At 71.8% G+C, this 18,348-nt stretch carries 15 protein-coding genes and 2 tRNA genes; 5 read left to right on the forward strand and 12 right to left on the reverse strand.

Annotated features, from left to right (window positions below):
• Nucleotides 1–105 precede the first annotated feature (105 nt).
• The 4 genes from ACH4TL_RS02770 to ACH4TL_RS02785 form a co-directional block, all read right to left on the reverse strand.
• Nucleotides 106–179: transfer RNA gene (locus ACH4TL_RS02770), tRNA-Met, on the reverse strand.
• A gap of 98 nt (nucleotides 180–277) precedes the next feature.
• Nucleotides 278–2,095, reverse strand: a complete 1,818-nt coding sequence (locus ACH4TL_RS02775) for a tetratricopeptide repeat protein (protein WP_398313130.1) — start codon at nucleotides 2,093–2,095, stop codon at nucleotides 278–280.
• Nucleotides 2,096–2,265: 170 nt separating this feature from the next.
• A tRNA-Met gene (locus tag ACH4TL_RS02780) sits at nucleotides 2,266–2,339 on the reverse strand.
• A 67-nt stretch (nucleotides 2,340–2,406) separates the two neighbouring features.
• Nucleotides 2,407–5,349, reverse strand: a complete 2,943-nt coding sequence (locus ACH4TL_RS02785) for a UPF0182 family protein (protein ID WP_398313706.1) — start codon at nucleotides 5,347–5,349, stop codon at nucleotides 2,407–2,409.
• A 145-nt stretch (nucleotides 5,350–5,494) separates the two neighbouring features.
• Here ACH4TL_RS02785 and ACH4TL_RS02790 point away from each other — a divergent pair, with 145 nt between their 5' ends.
• The gene (locus ACH4TL_RS02790) at nucleotides 5,495–6,061 is read left to right on the forward strand and encodes a PPA1309 family protein (RefSeq protein WP_398313128.1); all 567 of its coding nucleotides are present in this window, start codon (nucleotides 5,495–5,497) and stop codon (nucleotides 6,059–6,061) included.
• A gap of 91 nt (nucleotides 6,062–6,152) precedes the next feature.
• Here the strand turns inward: ACH4TL_RS02790 and ACH4TL_RS02795 are convergent, their stop codons facing one another.
• The 4 genes from ACH4TL_RS02795 to ACH4TL_RS02810 form a co-directional block, all read right to left on the reverse strand.
• On the reverse strand, nucleotides 6,153–7,241 hold the full coding sequence (locus ACH4TL_RS02795) for a PDZ domain-containing protein (RefSeq protein WP_398313127.1): 1,089 nt from the start codon (nucleotides 7,239–7,241) through the stop codon (nucleotides 6,153–6,155).
• A 65-nt stretch (nucleotides 7,242–7,306) separates the two neighbouring features.
• Entirely contained in the window at nucleotides 7,307–7,486 is a 180-nt protein-coding gene (locus tag ACH4TL_RS02800; protein WP_398313125.1) for a hypothetical protein, read from the reverse strand.
• A 175-nt stretch (nucleotides 7,487–7,661) separates the two neighbouring features.
• Nucleotides 7,662–8,129, reverse strand: coding sequence for a molybdenum cofactor biosynthesis protein MoaE (locus ACH4TL_RS02805; RefSeq protein ID WP_398313123.1), 468 nt, complete (start codon nucleotides 8,127–8,129; stop codon nucleotides 7,662–7,664).
• A 100-nt stretch (nucleotides 8,130–8,229) separates the two neighbouring features.
• A complete protein-coding gene (locus ACH4TL_RS02810; RefSeq protein ID WP_398313121.1) occupies nucleotides 8,230–9,339 on the reverse strand; it encodes an SDR family oxidoreductase in 1,110 nt (369 codons plus the stop codon).
• Between the two features lie 191 nt (nucleotides 9,340–9,530).
• Between ACH4TL_RS02810 and ACH4TL_RS02815 the strand changes: the two genes are divergently transcribed.
• Nucleotides 9,531–10,997 carry a zinc-dependent metalloprotease gene (locus tag ACH4TL_RS02815; RefSeq protein WP_398313119.1) on the forward strand — a complete coding sequence of 489 codons (1,467 nt, stop codon included), beginning with the start codon at nucleotides 9,531–9,533 and terminating at the stop codon, nucleotides 10,995–10,997.
• Entirely contained in the window at nucleotides 10,994–11,521 is a 528-nt protein-coding gene (locus ACH4TL_RS02820) for an NUDIX hydrolase (protein WP_398313117.1), read from the forward strand. Before ACH4TL_RS02815 ends, ACH4TL_RS02820 begins: the two co-directional genes overlap by 4 nt.
• Nucleotides 11,522–11,564: 43 nt before the next feature.
• Here the strand turns inward: ACH4TL_RS02820 and ACH4TL_RS02825 are convergent, their stop codons facing one another.
• The 4 genes from ACH4TL_RS02825 to ACH4TL_RS02840 all read right to left on the reverse strand — a co-directional run bounded on the left by ACH4TL_RS02825 (nucleotide 11,565) and on the right by ACH4TL_RS02840 (nucleotide 15,407).
• The gene (locus tag ACH4TL_RS02825; protein WP_398313115.1) at nucleotides 11,565–12,323 is read right to left on the reverse strand and encodes an AIM24 family protein; all 759 of its coding nucleotides are present in this window, start codon (nucleotides 12,321–12,323) and stop codon (nucleotides 11,565–11,567) included.
• Nucleotides 12,324–12,338: 15 nt separating this feature from the next.
• Nucleotides 12,339–13,022: an AIM24 family protein gene (locus ACH4TL_RS02830; protein ID WP_055547996.1), complete on the reverse strand. Its 684-nt coding sequence runs from the start codon at nucleotides 13,020–13,022 to the stop codon at nucleotides 12,339–12,341.
• Between the two features lie 11 nt (nucleotides 13,023–13,033).
• The gene (locus ACH4TL_RS02835; RefSeq protein ID WP_398313113.1) at nucleotides 13,034–14,704 is read right to left on the reverse strand and encodes a TerD family protein; all 1,671 of its coding nucleotides are present in this window, start codon (nucleotides 14,702–14,704) and stop codon (nucleotides 13,034–13,036) included.
• A gap of 100 nt (nucleotides 14,705–14,804) precedes the next feature.
• Complete coding sequence (locus tag ACH4TL_RS02840; RefSeq protein ID WP_398313111.1) at nucleotides 14,805–15,407, reverse strand: M48 family metallopeptidase; 603 nt, start codon at nucleotides 15,405–15,407, stop codon at nucleotides 14,805–14,807.
• A gap of 251 nt (nucleotides 15,408–15,658) precedes the next feature.
• Here ACH4TL_RS02840 and ACH4TL_RS02845 point away from each other — a divergent pair, with 251 nt between their 5' ends.
• Both ACH4TL_RS02845 and ACH4TL_RS02850 read left to right on the forward strand, forming a co-directional pair.
• Nucleotides 15,659–16,801 carry a ThiF family adenylyltransferase gene (locus ACH4TL_RS02845; protein ID WP_398313109.1) on the forward strand — a complete coding sequence of 381 codons (1,143 nt, stop codon included), beginning with the start codon at nucleotides 15,659–15,661 and terminating at the stop codon, nucleotides 16,799–16,801.
• Nucleotides 16,802–16,875: 74 nt separating this feature from the next.
• The gene (locus tag ACH4TL_RS02850; RefSeq protein WP_398313107.1) at nucleotides 16,876–18,327 is read left to right on the forward strand and encodes an ABC1 kinase family protein; all 1,452 of its coding nucleotides are present in this window, start codon (nucleotides 16,876–16,878) and stop codon (nucleotides 18,325–18,327) included.
• The last annotated feature ends 21 nt before the right edge of the window (nucleotides 18,328–18,348 follow it).

Below are 18,348 nucleotides of genomic sequence, written 5' to 3' on the forward strand. Positions count from 1 at the left end.
GGTGCCGTGTGGCGCCTGCCGGGGGTTCTTCGTTCTCGGGACCGGACACGACGGATCAGACATGACGAAGGCCCGGATCTCGGAAGATCCGGGCCTTCGTTCTCGTAGCGGGGACAGGATTTGAACCTGCGACCTCTGGGTTATGAGCCCAGCGAGCTACCGAGCTGCTCCACCCCGCGTCGGTGTGGAACAACTTTAACCCGAGGCCAACGCCAGGAGCAAACCGGTTACCCGGACGTCACCCGCGACGCCCCCGCCGCCCGGTCCTCGCCCGGATCTACGCGGTCAGCTCCTGCTGGAGCGCGTCCCGCAGCCGGGCCGCCCGCTCGGCGACCTCCGCCGGGCCCAGCTCGACCGCCCGGGCGCACCACCGCTGCCCCTCGGCCAGCGCGCCGCGGCGGGCCGCGAGCAGCGCCAGGCGCAGCGCGGCCCGGCCGTGCCCGGCCCCGGCCGCGCGCGTCCACCACAGGGCGGCCTCAGGCTCGCTGCCCTCGCGGGCCAGCAGCAGCCCGAGGTTGAACGCGCCGTTGCTGCTGCCCGCCTCGGCGGCCATCCGGTACCAGCGGGCGGCCTCGACCACCTCGCCCCTGGCGGCCGCGAGCATGCCGACGCGCACCTGGGCGCGCCGGTGGCCCTGGCGGGCCGCCCGCTCGTACCACTCCTCGTACTCGGGCACCGAGCCGTCGTCCGGCGCGACCGGGAACCGCGTCCCCGAGCTGAAGCCGGTGCCGGTGGCCGCGGGGTCGCCGCCGACCGCCGAGCGGTCCAGCAGCGCCGCCAGCCGGAAGGCGGCCTCGGCGCTGCCGCCGCCCGCGGCGCAGCGCAGATGGCGCTCGGCGGCCTGGTGGTCACCCTCCCGCAGCAGGGCGATGCCGACCTGGAGGGCGGCCTCGGTGTGCCCGGCGGCCGCGGCCCGCTCGTACCACTGCCGGGCGGCCCGCTCCTCGTCCCGGCCCGCGTACAGGATGCCCAGGTTGAACGCGGCGTCCACGCTGCCCGCCTCGGCCGCCTTGGAGAACCACGGCTCGGCGCCCGCCGCGTCGCCGCGCTGGAGCAGCAGGACGGCGACCGCGTTGGCGGCCTCGCGGTGCCCGGCGTAGGCGGCGCGGCGGTACCACTGCTCGGCCTGGGTGGTGCGGCCCTGCTCGGCGCAGAGCAGGCCGAGGTTGTACGCGCCGTTGATGTCCCCGGCGTCCAGGGCGGCCCGGTACCAGCGCTCGGCGGTCTGGGTCTCGCCGCGGTCGGCGTGCAGCGCGCCCAGGGCGTTGGCCGCGTTGCCGTCGCCGTCCTGGGCGGCGCGGTGCCACCAGACGGCGGCGCTGTCGGTGTCGCCCGCGTCGCGCAGCAGGAAGGCGAGCGCGCAGGCGGCGCGCGGCTCGCCGTCCTTGGCGGACGTCAGGTACCAGCGGCCCGCCTCCTGGGTCTCGCCGCGCTTCTCCAGCAGCGTGCCGAGGCAGAGCGCGGCGCGCCGGTGGCCGCGCGCGGCGGCCTGCCGGTACCACTGCTCGGCCTCCTCCGGCTCCGCTTCGGCACCGGCCCGGCCGCGCTCGTCGCCCTCCTCGCTGTGGTCCAGCAGCCGGGCGAGCCGGTACGCGGCCTCGCGGTGGCCGCGCTCGGCGGCCGCGCGGAACCACCGCTCGGCGCCGATGTCGCTGCGGTGCTCGAGCAGATCGGCGAGGGCGTACGCGCCCAGGGTGTGGCCGGATTCGGCGGACTGGCGCAGCCAGTACTCGGCGGCCGGTTCGTCGCCGCGCTCGCGGTGGTGACGGCCGAGGGCGTGCGCGGCCGCGGCGGAGCCCGCTACGGCGGCGATGCGCCACCAGCCGGCCGCCTCGTCGGCGTAGCCGCGCTGGTGGAGAAGGACGCCGAGGTTGTTGGCGGCCGCGCGGTCGCCCGCGGCCGTGGCCCCCCGCAGATACGGCTCGGCGCCGTCGAGGTCGCCGCGGCGCAGCAGCAGCGCGCCGAGGGCGCTCATCGACGCCGTATCACCGGAGTCGGCGGCACGGCGATGCCGTGTCTCTTCCTCGGCATCGTCATGCGTGTGCGCAAAACGCCCTGTCTCCAACAGACTGACCCTGTCCCCCATAAATTCCATCGTGGCATCACCCGCATCCGCCGTACACCTGGTATACCGCAGCCAGTGAGGTCACTTCAGCGTTTTGTCGACTTGCCCACAGAGAGACAACCCAAACGCTTGTATCCCGAATCGTTGAGTAGACACACAACGAGGCCCGGATCCTTGCGGATCCGGGCCTCGTCTGTCAGTAGCGGGGACAGGATTTGAACCTGCGACCTCTGGGTTATGAGCCCAGCGAGCTACCGAGCTGCTCCACCCCGCGCCGTGTTGTCACCACCGTACCACGGCGCGGGGCACCCTCTTTCCGGTCTTTCCCCTGGTCGCGGGCGTCAGCCGCCCTTGTTCGACGCCCCCTGGGCACCGTTCTGCGTCCGGGTGCCGGAGCCGCTCTTCTTCTCGGCGGCCTTCTGCTCCGCCTTCGCGGCCTTGTCCAGCGCGTCCTTCAGGTCCTTCTGGGCCCGTCCGTACGCCTCCCAGTCCTGCGGCTTCTGCTCCAGCGCCTTCTGGCTGTCCTCCCACGCCTGCCCGGCGTCCTTCAGCGCCTCCTGCACCGTGGGATCGGCACTCGGCTTCCCGGTGTCGTCGCCCGGCGGCTGCTGCTCGTCGGAGGAATCCTCGCCGAAGACCGCGTCCAGCGCCTCGGGCAGGGTGTTCTTGAAGGCGGGTTCGTTGCCGTTGTAGGAGACGCCCACCTTCTTCAGCAGCGGGTAGTTGGAGTTGCCACCCCGCGCGTACACCGGCTCGATGTAGAGGAAGCCACCGTTGAACGGCACCGTCAGCAGGTTGCCGTACTCGATGTCCGAGTCGGTGCCCCTGAGGTTCCGTACGAACTCGGCCACTTCCGGGGTGCCGTTCAGCTTGCTCTGCACCTGCTGTGGACCGGGCACGTCATTGGTGACCTTCAGCATTCTTATCGTGCCGTAGTCCTTGCTGTTGGCATCGGCGTCGACGGACATGAACGCCCCGAGCGTGGGCCGCCCGTTGGGCGTGAAGGTCGTCGTCAGCGAGAACGCCTGCCGCTGCTGGTCCGGCATCTTCATGCTCAGGTAGTACGGCGGGACCGCGCTGCCGTCCTTGCGGGTCGGGTCGTCCGGCACCTGCCAGGCGTCACTGCCGCTGTAGAACTGCTGCGGGTCGGTGACGTGGTAGCGGGTCAGCAGCTCGCGCTGGACCTTGAACAGGTCCTGCGGATACCGCAGATGCTCCTTCAGCTGGCCGCTGATCGCGCTCTTCGGCTTGACCGTGCCCGGGAACGCCTTCTCCCAGGTCTTGAGCACCGGGTCCTTGGAGTCCCACTCGTAGAGGTCGACCGAGCCGTCGTACGCGTCGACGGTCGCCTTCACCGAGTTCCGGATGTAGTTGACCTTGTTCTGCTGGGCGACCACCGAGCGGTCCTGGCCGCTCAGCGAGTCGGCCGTGCTGTCACCCAGGGTGGTCCGCGACGCGTACGGATAGCCGTTGGTGGTGGTGTAAGCGTCCACGATCCACTTGATGCGGCCGTCGACCACCGCCGGGTAGGCGTCCCCGTCGATGGTCAGCCACGGGGCGACCTTCTCGACGCGCTCCTTGGGCGTGCGGTTGTACAGGATGCGCGAACCCTCGCCGATGGCGCCGGAGTAGAGCATCTGCGGCTCGCCGAACGCCACCGCGTAGGCGGCGCGGTTGACCGGGTTGGAGAGGCTGACCCCGCTCTTGCCCTTGTAGCTGGTGGTCTTCTCCCCGTTGTCCTCGTAGTCCAGCTCCTTCTGGGGGCCGCCCACTATCGAGTACTGGTTGGTCTTCTCGCCGTAGTAGACCTGCTGGCGGTAGGTGCTCAGCCCGCCGCTGCCGGGGCTCCCGGTGGTGGGCAGCCCGGCCTCGGTGAAGTCCGGGGCGCCCTGCTGGTCCGCCTCGGGGTCCGGGCTGGTGCCCTTGGCCGCGATCATGCCGTAGCCATGGGTGTAGGTGAAGTGGTCGTTGATCCAGTTCCGCTTCGGCACACCGGCGAGGTTCAGCTCGCGCACACCGACGACGGTGTCCTGATCCTTGCCGCTGGCGTCCTTGTAGCGGTCGACGTCCAGGGTCGACGGGAACTGGTAGTACTTCCGCTTCTGCTGGAGCTGCTGGAAGGTCGGCGAGACGACGCTCGGGTCGATCAGCCGGTAGCTGGCCGTCGAGTTGGCGGTCTGGCGCAGCTCGCTGCCCGCCTTGTCGTCGGTCTTGCCGGTGTAGTCCGCCACCTTGGAGTCATCGATGCCGTACGCCTTGCGCGTGGCCTCGATGTTCTTCTTGATGTACGGCGACTCCTTGGCCTGCTCGTTCGGCTCGACCTGGAACTTCTGCACGATCGCCGGGTAGAGCCCGCCGATCAGGATCGCCGACAGCACCATCAGCCCGAAGCCGATCACCGGAAGCTGCCAGGTGCGCCGCCACAGCGTCGCGAAGAACAGCAGCGCGCAGATGACGGCGATGCAGAACAGGATCGTCTTGGCGGGCAGATAGGCGTTGGCGTCGACATAGCGCAGACCGGTCCAGTTGCCCGTCGCCTTGAAGTCGCTGGACTTCACCGCCAGGCCGTACCGGTCCAGCCAGTACGCCACCGCCTTGAGCGCCACGAATACGCCCACCAGCACCGACAGATGGCCGGTGGCCGCGCCGGTCGCCCGCGCTCCCGGGCTGGTGACCCGCAGGCCCCCGTAGAGGTAGTGCACCAGGGCCGCGGCGATCAGGGAGAGCACCGTGGCCGCGAAGCCGAAGCTCAGCAGGAAGCGGTACCAGGGCAGGTCGAAGGCGAAGAACGCCACGTCCTTGTGGAACTCCGCGTCCTTCTGTCCGAAGGGCACGCTGTTGATCCACAGCAGCCACAGCCGCCACTGCCCGGCCGCGGAGGCCCCGGCGATCAGCCCGACCAGCGCGGTGACCGCGAGCAGCACCCACTTCTTGAACGGCGCGATGCCCATCCGGTAGCGGTCGAGGCTCTGCTGCTCCATCGACATCGCGCTCAGCGGCGGCCGCAGCCGGTGCGCCAGCCAGATGTTGACCCCGACGGCCGCGGACATCAGCAGGCCGAAGACGAAGAACAGCCCGATCTTGGTCCGGAGGGTGGTACTGAAGACCGAGGAGTAATGAAGCGAGCGATACCAGAGCCAATCCGTCCAAAACCCCGCGAACATGACGAAGAGCATGGCCAGCACGGCCAGCACACCCAGCGTCATGAACAGGGTCCGGACTCGCCGGGACGGTCGGCCGACTCTGATCCGCGGTCCCGTCGGGCCTCCGCCGCGGTCCGGCATCTGGAAAGCCAAGGTGCGCACCTCGAAGTTCGCTGTTGTCTGTACGGGCTCTGCACGGGCCCGGACAGATGGGCCCACCTGTTGCAACTTACTCAGGCTTTACTCAGTTCCCGATTCCGGGTCCGATCAGGGCACGATATGAAGCATGTCCAACGCAACCCCCGGTAGCGGCCCTATCGCCGCGAATCCGCTCACCCGCGCCGTCCTGGAGATCGACGAGTACGCCTCCGGGCTCGGCTGGGACCAGCCCGCCCGGCTCTTCGCCCTCGTCGACACCGCCCAGCTGCGCGCCCAGGAGCCCGAGCTGGCCGGTCAGCTCGGGCTCGACGAGGACGGTGACGAGCCCGCGGCGGCCCTCACCCCCATCGAGCAGGACGAGCTGCCCTCGCAGGCCCCGCTCGACGAATTCCTGGCCACCATCGCCTGGCCCGACGCCGTGATCGGCTGCGCCATGACCGTGGAGCGGCTGATGCTGCCGCCGGCCGCCGAGTCCTCCGTGCCGAAGGACCTGGACGAGGCCCAGCTGGCGTCCTGGGTGGCCGAGCACCCGGAGCGCCAGGAGGTCCGGATGACCGTCGCCGTGCTGCGGGACGGGGAGCGCGAGTCGGCGGTGCGGCTGCGCGAGAAGGACGCCGCGACCGAGGTGCTGACCGGCTCCGGCCTGGTGCCCGGGCTCGCCGACGCGCTGGCCGCCACCTTCGCCACCGACTGATCACCGGAAGCCCGTACCGGACGCGAGGCGGCCGCCGGACCAGGAGTCCGGCGGCCGCCTCGCGTCATGCTGTTCCCGTATCCGGCGCCGCTCAGCTCGCGGCGCACCGGGGCAGACCGGCGGTGTCTCCCGAGCGGATCTTCTTGAGGGCGTTCAGCGCGTCGTCGATGGTGTGCACCTTCACCAGCCGCAGCCCGTCGGGCACGTCCTTGGCCGCCGCCGCGCAGTTCTCCTTGGGCGTGAGGAAGAAGCGGGCCCCGGCCTCGCGGGCGCCGATCGTCTTCATCTCGATCCCGCCGATCGGGCCCACGACGCCCTTGTCGTCGATGGTGCCGGTGCCCGCGATGAACTTCCCGCCGGTCAGGTCGCCGTCCTTCGACACCCGGTCCACGATGCCGAGGGCGAACATGAGACCGGCGCTCGGCCCGCCCACGTCGGCCAGCTTGATGTCGATCTTGAACGGGAAGGTGTAGTCGATCCCGGCCTGGATGCCGACGATGGCCCGGCCCCCGGCCTTCTTGGTGGTGATCGCGACCTGCTTCTCGCCGGTCGGCCGCTTGCCGCTCTTCTCGGCCGCGGCGGCCTGCTTGGCCGGGATGATCGAGAAGGCCACCCGCTCGCCGGGCTTGTGCTTGGTGACCAGCTTGGCGACGTCGCCGGGCTCGCGCACCGCGGTGCCGTCCACGGACTTGATCACATCGCCCGCGTGCAGCTTGCCCTGGGACGGGCTGTCCTTCACCACGGCACCCACGATCACCTGGGAGCTGACCTTCTTGTGCAGTGCCCTGAGCGCCGCGACCTTGGCGCTCTCCTGGGACTGGCTGAATTCCTCCGCGTTCTGCTGGTTCACCTCGTCCGGAGTTTTGTCATCCGGGTAAAGGGTGTCGTGCGGCACCACCACATTGTCGTGGGAGAGCCAGCCGTAGACGGCCTCCACGAGGTTCATCCGGTACTCGGATCCGGTGACCCGGACCGTCGTCATGTTGAGGTGGCCCCCGGTGGTCTCACAGCCCTTGTGGCCGGAGATCTGAAGCACGCACTCACCGTTGTGTTCGCCCAGCGTGTTGTAGGTCGGCCCCGGCGACATCTCCGCGTACGGCACCGGGATCAGCACACCGGCGCACAGCAGCGCGATCAGCATCAGGAGGGAGGCGAGCATCGTCGCGGTGCGGCGTGGCATGGAACGACAGTACGGGACGCGCCTGTCAGTCCACTCCCGGGGCCGTCCGTCCGAGGGGCCGGAGCTCAGGCCGCCGCGTCCGTATCCGTGCGGGCGCGTTCCATCGCCTCTCGGAACCGCGTATATCCGGCCAGTTCCTCGACGTCCCCCACGGTCTTGCGGTTGTTGCGCGCGGCCCAACCGGCATAGAGCGTGGCGGCTATCGCCGCGAGAACGGGAATGAGCAACCAGAGAAGCGCTCCCATAGCGGCCTCCCGACCCCTTAAAGCACCGCGACTGACAGATGAGCAGATTAATCCCCTGCGAGGTCAACGCTCACGGCAGGGTGGTCGTTACGCAAGTGGAGTACACCATTCCGAGTGGACTTCATGGCGTAACTGTTATCCCGCCCCACCAGGCGCTGCTTTCTCGCGTGCCCTCCTAGACCCCCACCCATTCCTCCGTACCGTCCGCGAAGGTCTGGTGCTTCCAGATCGGGACCTCGCTCTTGAGGTCGTCGATCAGCCGGCGGCAGGCCGCGAACGCCTCCGCGCGGTGCGGACACGACACCGCCACGACCACGGCGAGATCGCCGATCACCAGATCGCCGACCCGGTGGACGGCGGCCAGCGCCCGCACCGGGAAGTCGGCCGCGACCTTCTCGGCCACCCGCCGCAGCTCGGCCTCGGCGCTCGGATGCGCGGAGTAGCCCAGCGCGCCCACGTCCGCGCCCCCGTCGTGGTTGCGCACGGTGCCCACGAAGAGCGCCGTACCGCCCGCCGCGGCGTCGCCGACCGCCCCGAACACCTCGTCCACCGACAGCGGGGTGTCGCGGACCGCGAGCAGGCGGATGGGGTCGGCTGCCGCGCCCTCGCCGGGGTGATCGTACGTGTGTGCCATGTCGTCCATCGTGCCGTATGCCGTCCCGTGGTGTGGCGTCGCTTGATGTGGCGTCTCTGGTGTGGCGTCCCGTCGTGCCGGTCCCGGGCGCCTCCGTCCGGGGACGCGGCTAGCGGCGGCGCGCCTTGCGGGCGCGGCGCACGATCGCGGCGGTGCCCACCAGGGCGACGGTCGCGCCCGCGGCGCCCAGCGTGGTGGCGGCGTCCTTGCGGCCCAGCCGCCGCCCGGCGACCGTATGCCGCCCGGAGACCTCCTCCAGCAGCTCCGCCAGCACCTCCTCGTTCGTCCACCGGGGCCGCCAGCCCGCGGCGTGCAGACGGCTGCCGCTGACCGCCCAGGGGTGCATCGTGTACGCGAGGTCACCGGCCGGGGACGGGGTCAGGCCCAGCCGGTGCAGCCGGGAGGCGGCGCCGAGGGCGACCGCCGACGGCAGCTCCATGCGCCGGATTCCGGACAGCTCCTCGACCTCCTCCTGCTCCAGCCAGCCGTCGCAGCCGACCGCCAGCTCCCCCTCGACCTTCTCCAGCGCGGCGTACTCCAGCGCACTGACCAGGTCTTCCATATGGCAGAACTGCCAGGTGGGACGGGAACCGGCGACCACCAGCAGCCGGGGCGACTCGAAGTAGCGGGTGAGCGCGGTGTCCGTGCCGCCGACCAGGACGGCGGGGCGCACGACGGTCACATTCAGCCCCGGATGGGCCCGGGGCGCACGCTCCCCCAGCCGCTCGATCTCCAGCAGGTCGCCGACGCCGGTGGCCTCGGCGGTGGCCCGCAGCTCCGCGTCCTCGGCGAGCGGAACATCGTTGTCGGGGAGCGCGCCGTAGACCATCGCGGAGGTGCACAGCACCACCCGGCGGACTCCCGCGGCCGCGGCGGCGGTCAGCACGGTCTGGGTGCCGCGCACGTTGTAGGCGGTGCGGGCGGCGGGGTCGGTGCCCAAGTCCAGGTCGACGGCGAGGTGCACGACGACATCGGCGCCGCGCAGCTTCTCGGCGATGGCCGGATCGCGCACGTCCAGCACATGCCACTGCGCTTCGGTCACCTCGCCGCGCCGCTCGTCGAGGGCCAGCACCTGCTTGATCTCTTCGGACTCCGCGAGCCGCTGCGTGAGCAGGGCGCCGGGGCCCGAGGCGGCACCGGTGACCGCCACGACGGGTCGTCGTGCGGTACGGGCCGTATCGTTTCGCGCAGCGCGAACTTCTCGGTCTGGGGAACTCACCGGGCGTCTCCAGCGGTTGTCTTCAGTACGCAGCGCGTGCACACGTACGTACCAGGTAACGCCCATCCTGCCGCAGCGCGGCGATCAGCGAAGCACTGAGCCCGTAAACCGGCGAGGTGTCTAGGCTGGGTGGTGATGTCGGGCATCCGCCGCCGGTTAGTGGCCGGTGGCCCAACGAGCCGAGGAACCCCGTGAGTGACACCCCATTCGGATTCGGCCTTCCGCCGGAGGAGCCGGAGGACGGCGACGACGGCAAGAAGAAGGGCGGCCAGGGCGGCGAGCAGGGCCCCGCGAATCCCTTCGGGTTCGGTGGCGGGGCGGGCGGCCCGGCCGGAGCAGGCGGCGCGGACAATCCGTTCGCGGCGATGTTCGGCTCGCTCAACCCGGGCGACCTGGGCGCCGCCTTCCAGCAGCTCGGGCAGATGCTCTCCTACGAGGGCGGCCCGGTGAACTGGGACATGGCCAAGGACATCGCGCGGCAGACCGTGGCGCGCGGCACCGCCGACGGCACCAAGGACGAGAGCGTCGGCCCCGCCGACCGCGCCGCGGTCCAGGAGGCCGTGCGGCTGGCGGACCTGTGGCTCGACGGGGTCACCTCGCTGCCCTCGGGCTCGGGGACCGCCGTCGCCTGGAGCCGCGCCGAGTGGGTCGAGGCGACCCTTCCGGTGTGGAAGGACCTGGTCGACCCGGTCGCCGAGCGCGTCGGCTCCGCCATGGGCGATGTGCTGCCCGAGGAGATGCAGGCCATGGCCGGCCCGCTGCTCGGGATGATGCGTTCGATGGGTGGCGCGATGTTCGGCACCCAGATCGGGCAGGCGCTCGGCGTGCTGGCCGGTGAGGTGGTCGGCTCGACGGACATCGGGCTGCCGCTGGGCCCGTCCGGCAAGGCGGCGCTGCTGCCGGTCAACATCGCGGCGCTCGGCGACGGCCTCGGCGTCCCCAAGGACGAGGTGCGGCTGTATCTGGCGCTGCGGGAGGCGGCCCACCAGCGGCTGTTCTCGCACGTACCGTGGCTGCGGTCCCATCTGTTCGGTGCCGTCGAGGGGTACGCCCGGGGCATCAAGGTGGACACCGCGAAGCTGGAGGACGCGGTCGGCCAGCTCGACCCGACCCACCCCGAGCAGCTTCAGGAAGCGCTCCAGCAGGGCATGTTCCAGCCGGAGGACACCCCGGAGCAGAAGGCCGCGCTGGCCCGGCTGGAGACGGCACTCGCGCTGGTCGAGGGCTGGGTGGACGCGGTGGTGCACGCCGCGGCCAAGCCCCATCTGCCGTCCGCGGACGCCCTGCGGGAGACGCTGCGTCGCCGCCGGGCGAGCGGCGGGCCCGCCGAGCAGACCTTCGCCACGCTGATCGGCCTGGAGCTGCGGCCGCGGCGGCTGCGGGACGCCTCGCGCCTGTGGGCGTCACTCACCGACGCGCGCGGCGTGGACGGCCGCGACGGGCTGTGGGAGCACCCGGACATGCTGCCGACGGCCGACGACCTCGACGACCCGGACGGCTTCGTCCACCGCGAGCAGCTGGACTTCTCCGAGCTGGACAAGATGCTCGGCGAGGCGGCCGGTGGAAAGGCGGGCGGTGACGACCGTACGAAGGGCTCTGACGACCGTAAGGACGGCCCTGAGGACGAGCGCGGCGAGCGGGGCGACGACGAGAAGTGAGCCTCCATAAGGACGCGGCGCGGGTCCTCGAGCAGTGGCCCGCGCCCGACGCCGACCAGGAGCGGCTGCGGCAGACGTACGGCGACCATCTGGCCGCGTATCCGGACGGCATGTGGAAGGCGTGCGGCGACGGGCATCTCACGGCCAGCGCGCTGGTGATCGACCCGCCGCGGGAGCGCGTCCTGCTCACGCTCCACCGCAAGCTGCGGATGTGGCTCCAGATGGGCGGCCACTGCGAGCCGGGGGACGCCACGCTTGCGGACGCGGCGCTGCGGGAGGCCACCGAGGAGTCGGGCATCGCGGGGCTGACCCTGCTGCCGGGCGGGCCGGTGCGGCTCGACCGGCATCACACGCCGTGCGCCTGGCATCTTGACGTGCAGTACGCGGCGGTGGCCCCGCCGGACGCGGTGGCGGAGATCAGCGACGAGTCGCTGGACCTCCGCTGGTTCGGGTACGACGAGGTGGCGGACGTGGCGGACGCGTCGGTGCGCCGTCTGGTGGCCCGTACCCGCGCGCTGGTCTGAGGAGCGCGCGGGCACGGACCGGGTGACGGCCCTCCGCCGGGCGTCAGTTGCTGAAGATGTTGCCCTGGTTCTGCCCGCGGGCCCCCTGCTGGCCCATGCCGAACTGGGCGGCCGCGCCGCCGCCGATCACCGCGTTCTGCGGCGGCAGCAGCTCGCTGGGCTGGACGAGGGCGTACCCCTGGCCGAGGAAGCTCAGCTCCCAGCCCTCCCCGGTGCTGCCTCGGCGGCGCCACACCCCGGAGGAATGCGTCTGCGCCTGCATCTGGACGCGCAGCGAGCTGGACCACGCGACGATCGCGTCCGCGTCGGCGTTGACGTACTTGTCCGGGGTCACCTGGAGCATCAGCGGCTGGCCCGAGGTCATGAGCGCGACCTTGCCGCGGCCGGAGATGTTGAGGTTGTACTTGCCGGAGCCGGTGATGCCGAACTGGCTGTCCACCGCGATCGACTCCCAGTGCAGCGTGGAGTCGAGCGCCAGCACGTACGCGCTGTCGACCGTCAGACCATCGTGGTCCACGTCCACCACATGGACGTGCTGGGCGAGGTTGGCGAGGTAGACCGTGCCCTGCCCGGAGCAGCGCATCAGATCCAGGCCCTCCCCGGTGCGGGCACGGGCGCGCCGCTGCCCCTGGGTCTGGTACTCGCCGTCGAACTCGATCAGCCCCTGATAGGCGACCATGCTGCCCTTGCGGGCGAGCACGTCCTCGTGGCCGGTGAGCGCGACCCGCAGCATCTTGCGGTTCTGGAGCGCGTAACGCTCCTCGGTCTGGGCCTCGGTGAAGCCGAAAAGCGGGCTCTGCATGTGTCCTTCTCCCCCTCAGCCCCGGGCCCGGAGCCGGTCGGTGCTGTCCTCGCTGGGCTGTACGACGACGAAGCCCTGCCCGGAGAAGCCGAGCTGGTACGCCTCGCCGCTGCCCCGGCCGATCAGGGACGACGCCTTGAAGCTGCGCTTGCCCTTCACCTTGAGACCGCTGGACCAGGCGACGAGCGCGTCCGGGTCCACATAGGTCTCGTCCTCGCCGCGGCCGCAGTCGACGACGATCGGGGTGCCGCGGGAGGTCAGCGCGACCCATCCGGTGCCGGAGACGCCCACGTTGAACAGGCCCTGCCCGGCGAACTTGGCGATGCCCTTGACCCGTTCGACACCCCACTGGAGGTGAGCGTCGAAGGCGAGCAGATTGGTGCCGTTGACGGAGAGCGCGTCGCCGTTGAGGTTGATGCAGACGATGTTCGCCCCGTAGTCGGCGAGGTAGAGCAGCCCGTCGCCGCTGCACCGCATGAGCGGCGCGCCCTCGCCGGTGAGCCACTGGGAGGCCATCTGGCGCACCGCGGGCGGGTTCGGCTCGTACTGCACGAAGCCCTCGTACGCCACCATCGAACCGGTGCGGGCGAAGAGGTCCTGGCCGCTCTGCATGGCGACCTTGAGCATGCTGCTGCCGTGGTTCTCCATGCGGGCCGCGACCGGGGTGGCGGCGAAGCCCGAGATCATTTGCTGGTCCATGACGGGCTCCTTCAGACCTCGTAGGGCTGGACGACGATGAAGTTGCCGGGCGCACCGCGGAACTGGAGGTTCACGGTCTCCCCGCTGTGGCCGGGGTAGGAGCTGCGGCGCAGCCGCACCTGGCTGGAGATGATCACCTGCGAACCGGCGGACCAGGCCACGATGGCGTTGCTGTCGGCGAAGGTCGTCGGGGTGACGGGGAGCACCACCGGGGTGCCCTGGGTCTTGACGATGACGGTGCCGGTGCCCTGGAACTGCATGGTGAACAGCGCGCCGCCGGGGATGCCGTGGCCCTCGATCCGGCGCACCTCGTGCTGGAGCGACTCGTCGAAGGCGAGCACGTTCTCGGCGGAGACGCAGATCGCGTCGCCCTGGAGCTCGATCGGGTGCAGCTCGGCGGCGTTCTCCGCGAGGAAGACCTGCCCCTGGCCGCTGCACCGCATCAGCTGCATCTCCTGGCCGGTCGCGTTGCCGACGATCCGGCCGCGCATGCCCGCGCCCTTGTAGCTGAAGTCGACCTTGCCCTGGTAGAGCACCATGCTGCCCTGGCGGGCGAGCACCGGCTGACCGTCGACGCCGAGGTCGACCCGCATCATCCGCGGGTTCTGCGGCGTCCAGCGCTGGCCGGTGGCCGACTCGCGGTACTGGGCGAGCGCGGCCTGCACGCCGGGGGCTCCGCCCTGCGGCGCGGCCATGCCCTGGGGCACGGTGCCGCCCTGGGGCTGACCGGGCGGCTGCTGTCCGTACGGGGCGGGCGGCGCCTGACCCGGCGTCTGGCCGAACTGCGGCTGCTGGCCGGGGTACTGGCCGGGCGGACCGGGCGGCGGTACCTGTCCGGGCGGACCGGGCGGCGGCACCTGACCCGGCGGCACGACCGGCGCAGCGAGCGTCGGCGCCGCGTGCACCTGCGGTGACCCGGGCGCGGGCTGCGGGGCCGGGGGCTGCGGGGGCGTGCCCTGGGGCGGAGTGCCCTGGGGCGGAGTGCCCTGGGGCGCGCCGAAGCTGGGCGCGGGCTGCGGCGGCTGCGGGGCGGGCGGGGCCGCGGGGGCGGGAGCCGCCGGGGCGCCGAAGCCCGGGGCGGGGGCCGCCTGTCCGGGGGGCGCGAAACCGGGCGCACCGCCCTGCGCGGGCGCCGGTGCGGGCGCGGGCTCCTCCTCGGCGACCTCGCCGCCGAAGTTCTTGAGCAGCGCGTCGAGTCCGCCGTCGAAGCCCTGTCCGACGGCGGCGAAGCGCCACACGTCCTTGAGGTAGAAGTCGCCCAGCATCACCGCGCGCTCGGTGCTGAACTCCGCACCGCTGAAGGCGTACCGGGCGACCTCCTCGCCGCCCGCGACGATCCGGATGTAGCCGGGGCCGATCTGCGACATCTGGCCCGCGCCGTCGAGGGTCGCGGTGAAGGAGAGCTTCTGGATGGCCGCCGGAATGCTGTCGAGCGTCACCCGGAACGACTCGGTGTCACCGGCCTGCGCGCCGAGCTGCTGTATCGCTTCTTCAGGCGACTTGGGCTGGTTGAAGAAGATGAAGTAGCGGTCGTCCGACAGCCGTTCGTCCGCGTCGAGACCGAAGCAGCTGATGTCGAAGGTCAGACCGGGTCCGGCGATCTGCACGCCGACGTACAGATCCCTCCCGGCCGTCAGGTCGCTGATCTTGGCCTTGTGGCCGCGCTGGAATTCCCTGGCCATACGTAACGACCGTCCCCCATCCCGAACCGGTGAGTGCTTTTGCGCCAGGCTAGCCGCTGCCGCCGACTGTGAACGACGCTGGGGAGCACGGCGCGGTTCCTCAGCCCGGTTCCGTTCCGGTGCCCGGCAGATGCGGCAGCCGGCCGGCGGCCACCACGCCCTCCAGATAGCCCCGGGCCCGCTCGGTGCGCGGATACGCCTCCAGAAGCTCCCAGAAGCCGCGGCCGTGACCGGGCACCAGCAGATGGGCCAGCTCATGGACGAGGACGTAGTCCACCACGTACTCCGGCATGCCCTTGAGCCGGTGGGAGAGCCGGATGCTTCCCTCGGCCGGGGTGCACGAGCCCCAGCGGGTGTTCTGGTTGGTGACCCAGCGGACCGAGGCGGGCCGGGCCCGGCCGCCCAGATACTGCTCGGAAAGCCACTCCGCGCGCGCCGCCAGCTCCGTGTCGCCCAGCATGCGCTTGCTCTCCTGCGCGGCGAGCTTGTCCAGCATCACGCCGACCCAGCGCTGCTCCTCCGCTTCGGACATCCGGGCGGGGATGAGGACGATGGTGCGGTCGCCCTCGCGGTACGCGGAGACGGTCCTGCGCCGACGCGAACTGCGGCGGACCTCGACGGCGCTCGTGCCCGAGCCTCGGTTCTGCGGACTCGGCGGACTCGACGGGCTCGGGGCGGTGCGCGGGGAAGGATCGGCGGGCACGCCCCGACGTTACCCGCTGGCAGCCGGGGAAGTCCTGCCCTCGCCCGCGGTCGCGGGGCGAAGCCCCCCTCGACTGCACGGCTTGTACGACTATCAACACAGCCTGTGGATAACTTTCGGCGGCGGGTGGGCGGCGGGGCGCATGCTGAGAACCGTTCGACGAGACGATGCGATCAGATGCGGCACATCGACTCGTACGGCATATATGGCAAATACGGCGCATATGACACATCGACGAACGGGGGACGGCGATGCATCCCATGCTCAAGCCCGCGCTGCGGCGCGGCTGGCGAAGCCGGGACACGGTGCAGTTCGGGGTGGCCCGGGCGCATGCGGTGCTGGTGGGCCCGCTGGACACGGCGACGGGCAGCTTTCTGGAGCTGCTCGACGGCACCCGCGGGCTGCCCCTGCTGCGGCAGGAGGCCCAGGCCCTCGGGCTGCCGGAGGAGCGGGCCGATGAGCTGCTGAGAAGACTCACGGCGGCCGGGCTGCTGGACGATACGAGACCCGATGGCCCGCTCGCGGCCGCGGCGGGCGGCCCCGGCGTGGCCCGGGACCGGCTGCGGCCGGACGCGGCGGCGCTGTCGGTGCTGCATCCGGAGCCGGGGGCGGCGGCGCGGCTGCTCGCCGCGCGGCGGGCGATGCGGGTGCAGGTGCGCGGCGCGGGCCGGGTCGGGGCGGCGATCGCCGCGGTGCTGTCCGCCGCGGGCGTCGGGCAGGTCGATGTGGTGGACGGGGGCTGTGTCGAGCCGTGGGACGTGGCGCCCGGCGGGCTGTCGGCCGAGCAGATCGGCGAGCGGCGGGACGTGGCCGCGCGGCGGCTGGTGCGCAGGACCGCACCCGGGCCGCGGCCCCGCCCGAGGGCCGGGGAGCCCCCGCCCGGCGGGGAGCCGGGGCTGGCCCTGGTGGTGATCGCCCCGCGCGACGGTCTCGCGGCGTACGCACCGGATCCGGCGGCGGCCGAGCCGCTGCTCGCCTCCGGCACACCCCATCTCTACGCGGGGGTGATCGAGAACACCGGGGTGGTGGGGCCCTTCGTCCTCCCGGGGGCGACCCCATGTGCGGGCTGCGCCGCGGCGGCTCGCGCCGAGCGGGAGCCGGTATGGCCGCGGATGCTGGCCCAGTGGCGGTCCGGCCGCCGGGGCACCGCACCCGCCTGTGACGTCGCGCTGGCCACGGTGGTGGCCGGGCTCACCGCCTCCCGGGCGCTGGCCTTCCTCGACGAAGGGCTGCCCGTGGGCGCGGCGGACCGCTGGGAGCTGGCGCTGCCGGCCCTGTCCTGGCAGGCCGAGCGCGCCGAAGCGCATCCCGGATGCGAGTGCGGAGCGGCCGGGCGGGATGATGCGGTATATGCCTCGGCCGCGGAGAGGCCGCACGCGACAATGTGCGGGTGACCGACGTCCGCGGAGTGGGCGACGGGGGTCCGGGAGGCTGCTCCCGGGATGGCTCAGCTGTAGTTGGAGGGCGCATGTCCGATCTGCCGCGCAAGGCGATCACCCGCACCGCCAAACTGGCGGCGCTGCCCTTGGGATTCGCGGGGCGCGCCACCTGGGGGCTGGGGAAGCGGATAGGAGGGCGACCGGCGGAGATCGTCGCGCGCGAGATGCAGCAGCGCACCGCCGAGCAGATGTTCAAGGTCCTCGGCGAGCTCAAGGGCGGGGCGATGAAGCTCGGCCAGGCGATGTCGGTCTTCGAGTCGGCGCTGCCCGAAGAGATCGCGAAGCCCTATCGGGCGGCCCTCACCAAGCTCCAGGAGGCCGCGCCGCCCATGCCCACCGGCACGGTCCACGCGGCGCTGGCGGAGCGGCTCGGCCCGGAGTGGCAGGAGCTGTTCCTGGAGTTCGAGGACAAGCCCGCGGCGGCCGCCTCGATCGGGCAGGTGCACCGGGCGGTCTGGCACGACGGGCGCCGGGTCGCGGTCAAGGTGCAGTACCCGGGGGCGGGTGAGGCGCTGCTGTCCGACCTCGGCCAACTGAGCCGGTTCGCCCGGGTGCTGGGGCCGCTGGTGCCGGGCATGGACATCAAGCCGCTGATCGCGGAGCTGCGCGACCGGGTGGCCGAGGAACTGGACTACGAGCAGGAGGCCGAGTCCCAGCGCACCCATGCGGTGGAGTACGCCGAGGACACCGAGATCGTGGTGCCCGAGGTGGTGCACCAGAGCGATCAGGTGCTGATCACCGAGTGGCTGGAGGGCATACCGCTCTCCGAGGTGATCGCCGAGGGTGAGCCCGAGGAGCGCGATCGCGCCGGTCAGCTGCTGGCCCGCTTCCTGTTCTCGGGGGCGCCCCGCACCGGCCTGCTGCACGCCGATCCGCACCCCGGGAACTTCCGGCTGATCAAGGGAGACGCCCCGGACGGACCGCCGGAGGAGTGGAAGCTGGGCGTCCTGGACTTCGGCTCGGTGGACCGCCTGCCCGGAGGGCTTCCCGAGCCCGTCGGCATAGCGCTGCGGATGGCGCTGGAGGGCGACGCCGCGGGGGTCTACGACCTGATGCGGGGTGAGGGGTTCGTCAAGCCGACGATCGAGCTGGACCCCGAGGCGCTGCTGGAGTTCCTGCTGCCGATGCTCGAACCGGCCCAGGTCGAGGCGTTCCACTTCGAGCGGCAGTGGATACGGGGCCAGGCGGCGCGGATGGCCGACCGCGGTTCGGCCGTCTACGAGCTGGGCAATCAGCTCAATCTGCCGCCCGCCTATCTGCTGATCCACCGGGTGACGCTGAGCACGATCGGGGTGCTGTGCCAGCTGGGCGCCACGGTGCGGCTGCGGGATGAACTGGAAGCCTGGGTACCCGGGTTCGCCGAGGACACCGACGAGCCGGACGAGAACGCCGAGACCGACGAGGACGCCCAGGCGCTGGACGCCGAGGGCGACGAGGTCCCGGCGGAGCGCGCGGCCGAGGGTGCGGAGAGCTCGGCCTGACCTTCCGGAAAAGCCGGAGGG

The sequence above is a fragment of the Streptomyces sp. NPDC021115 genome (assembly GCF_044333065.1).
Taxonomy (GTDB): Bacteria; Actinomycetota; Actinomycetes; order Streptomycetales; family Streptomycetaceae; genus Streptomyces.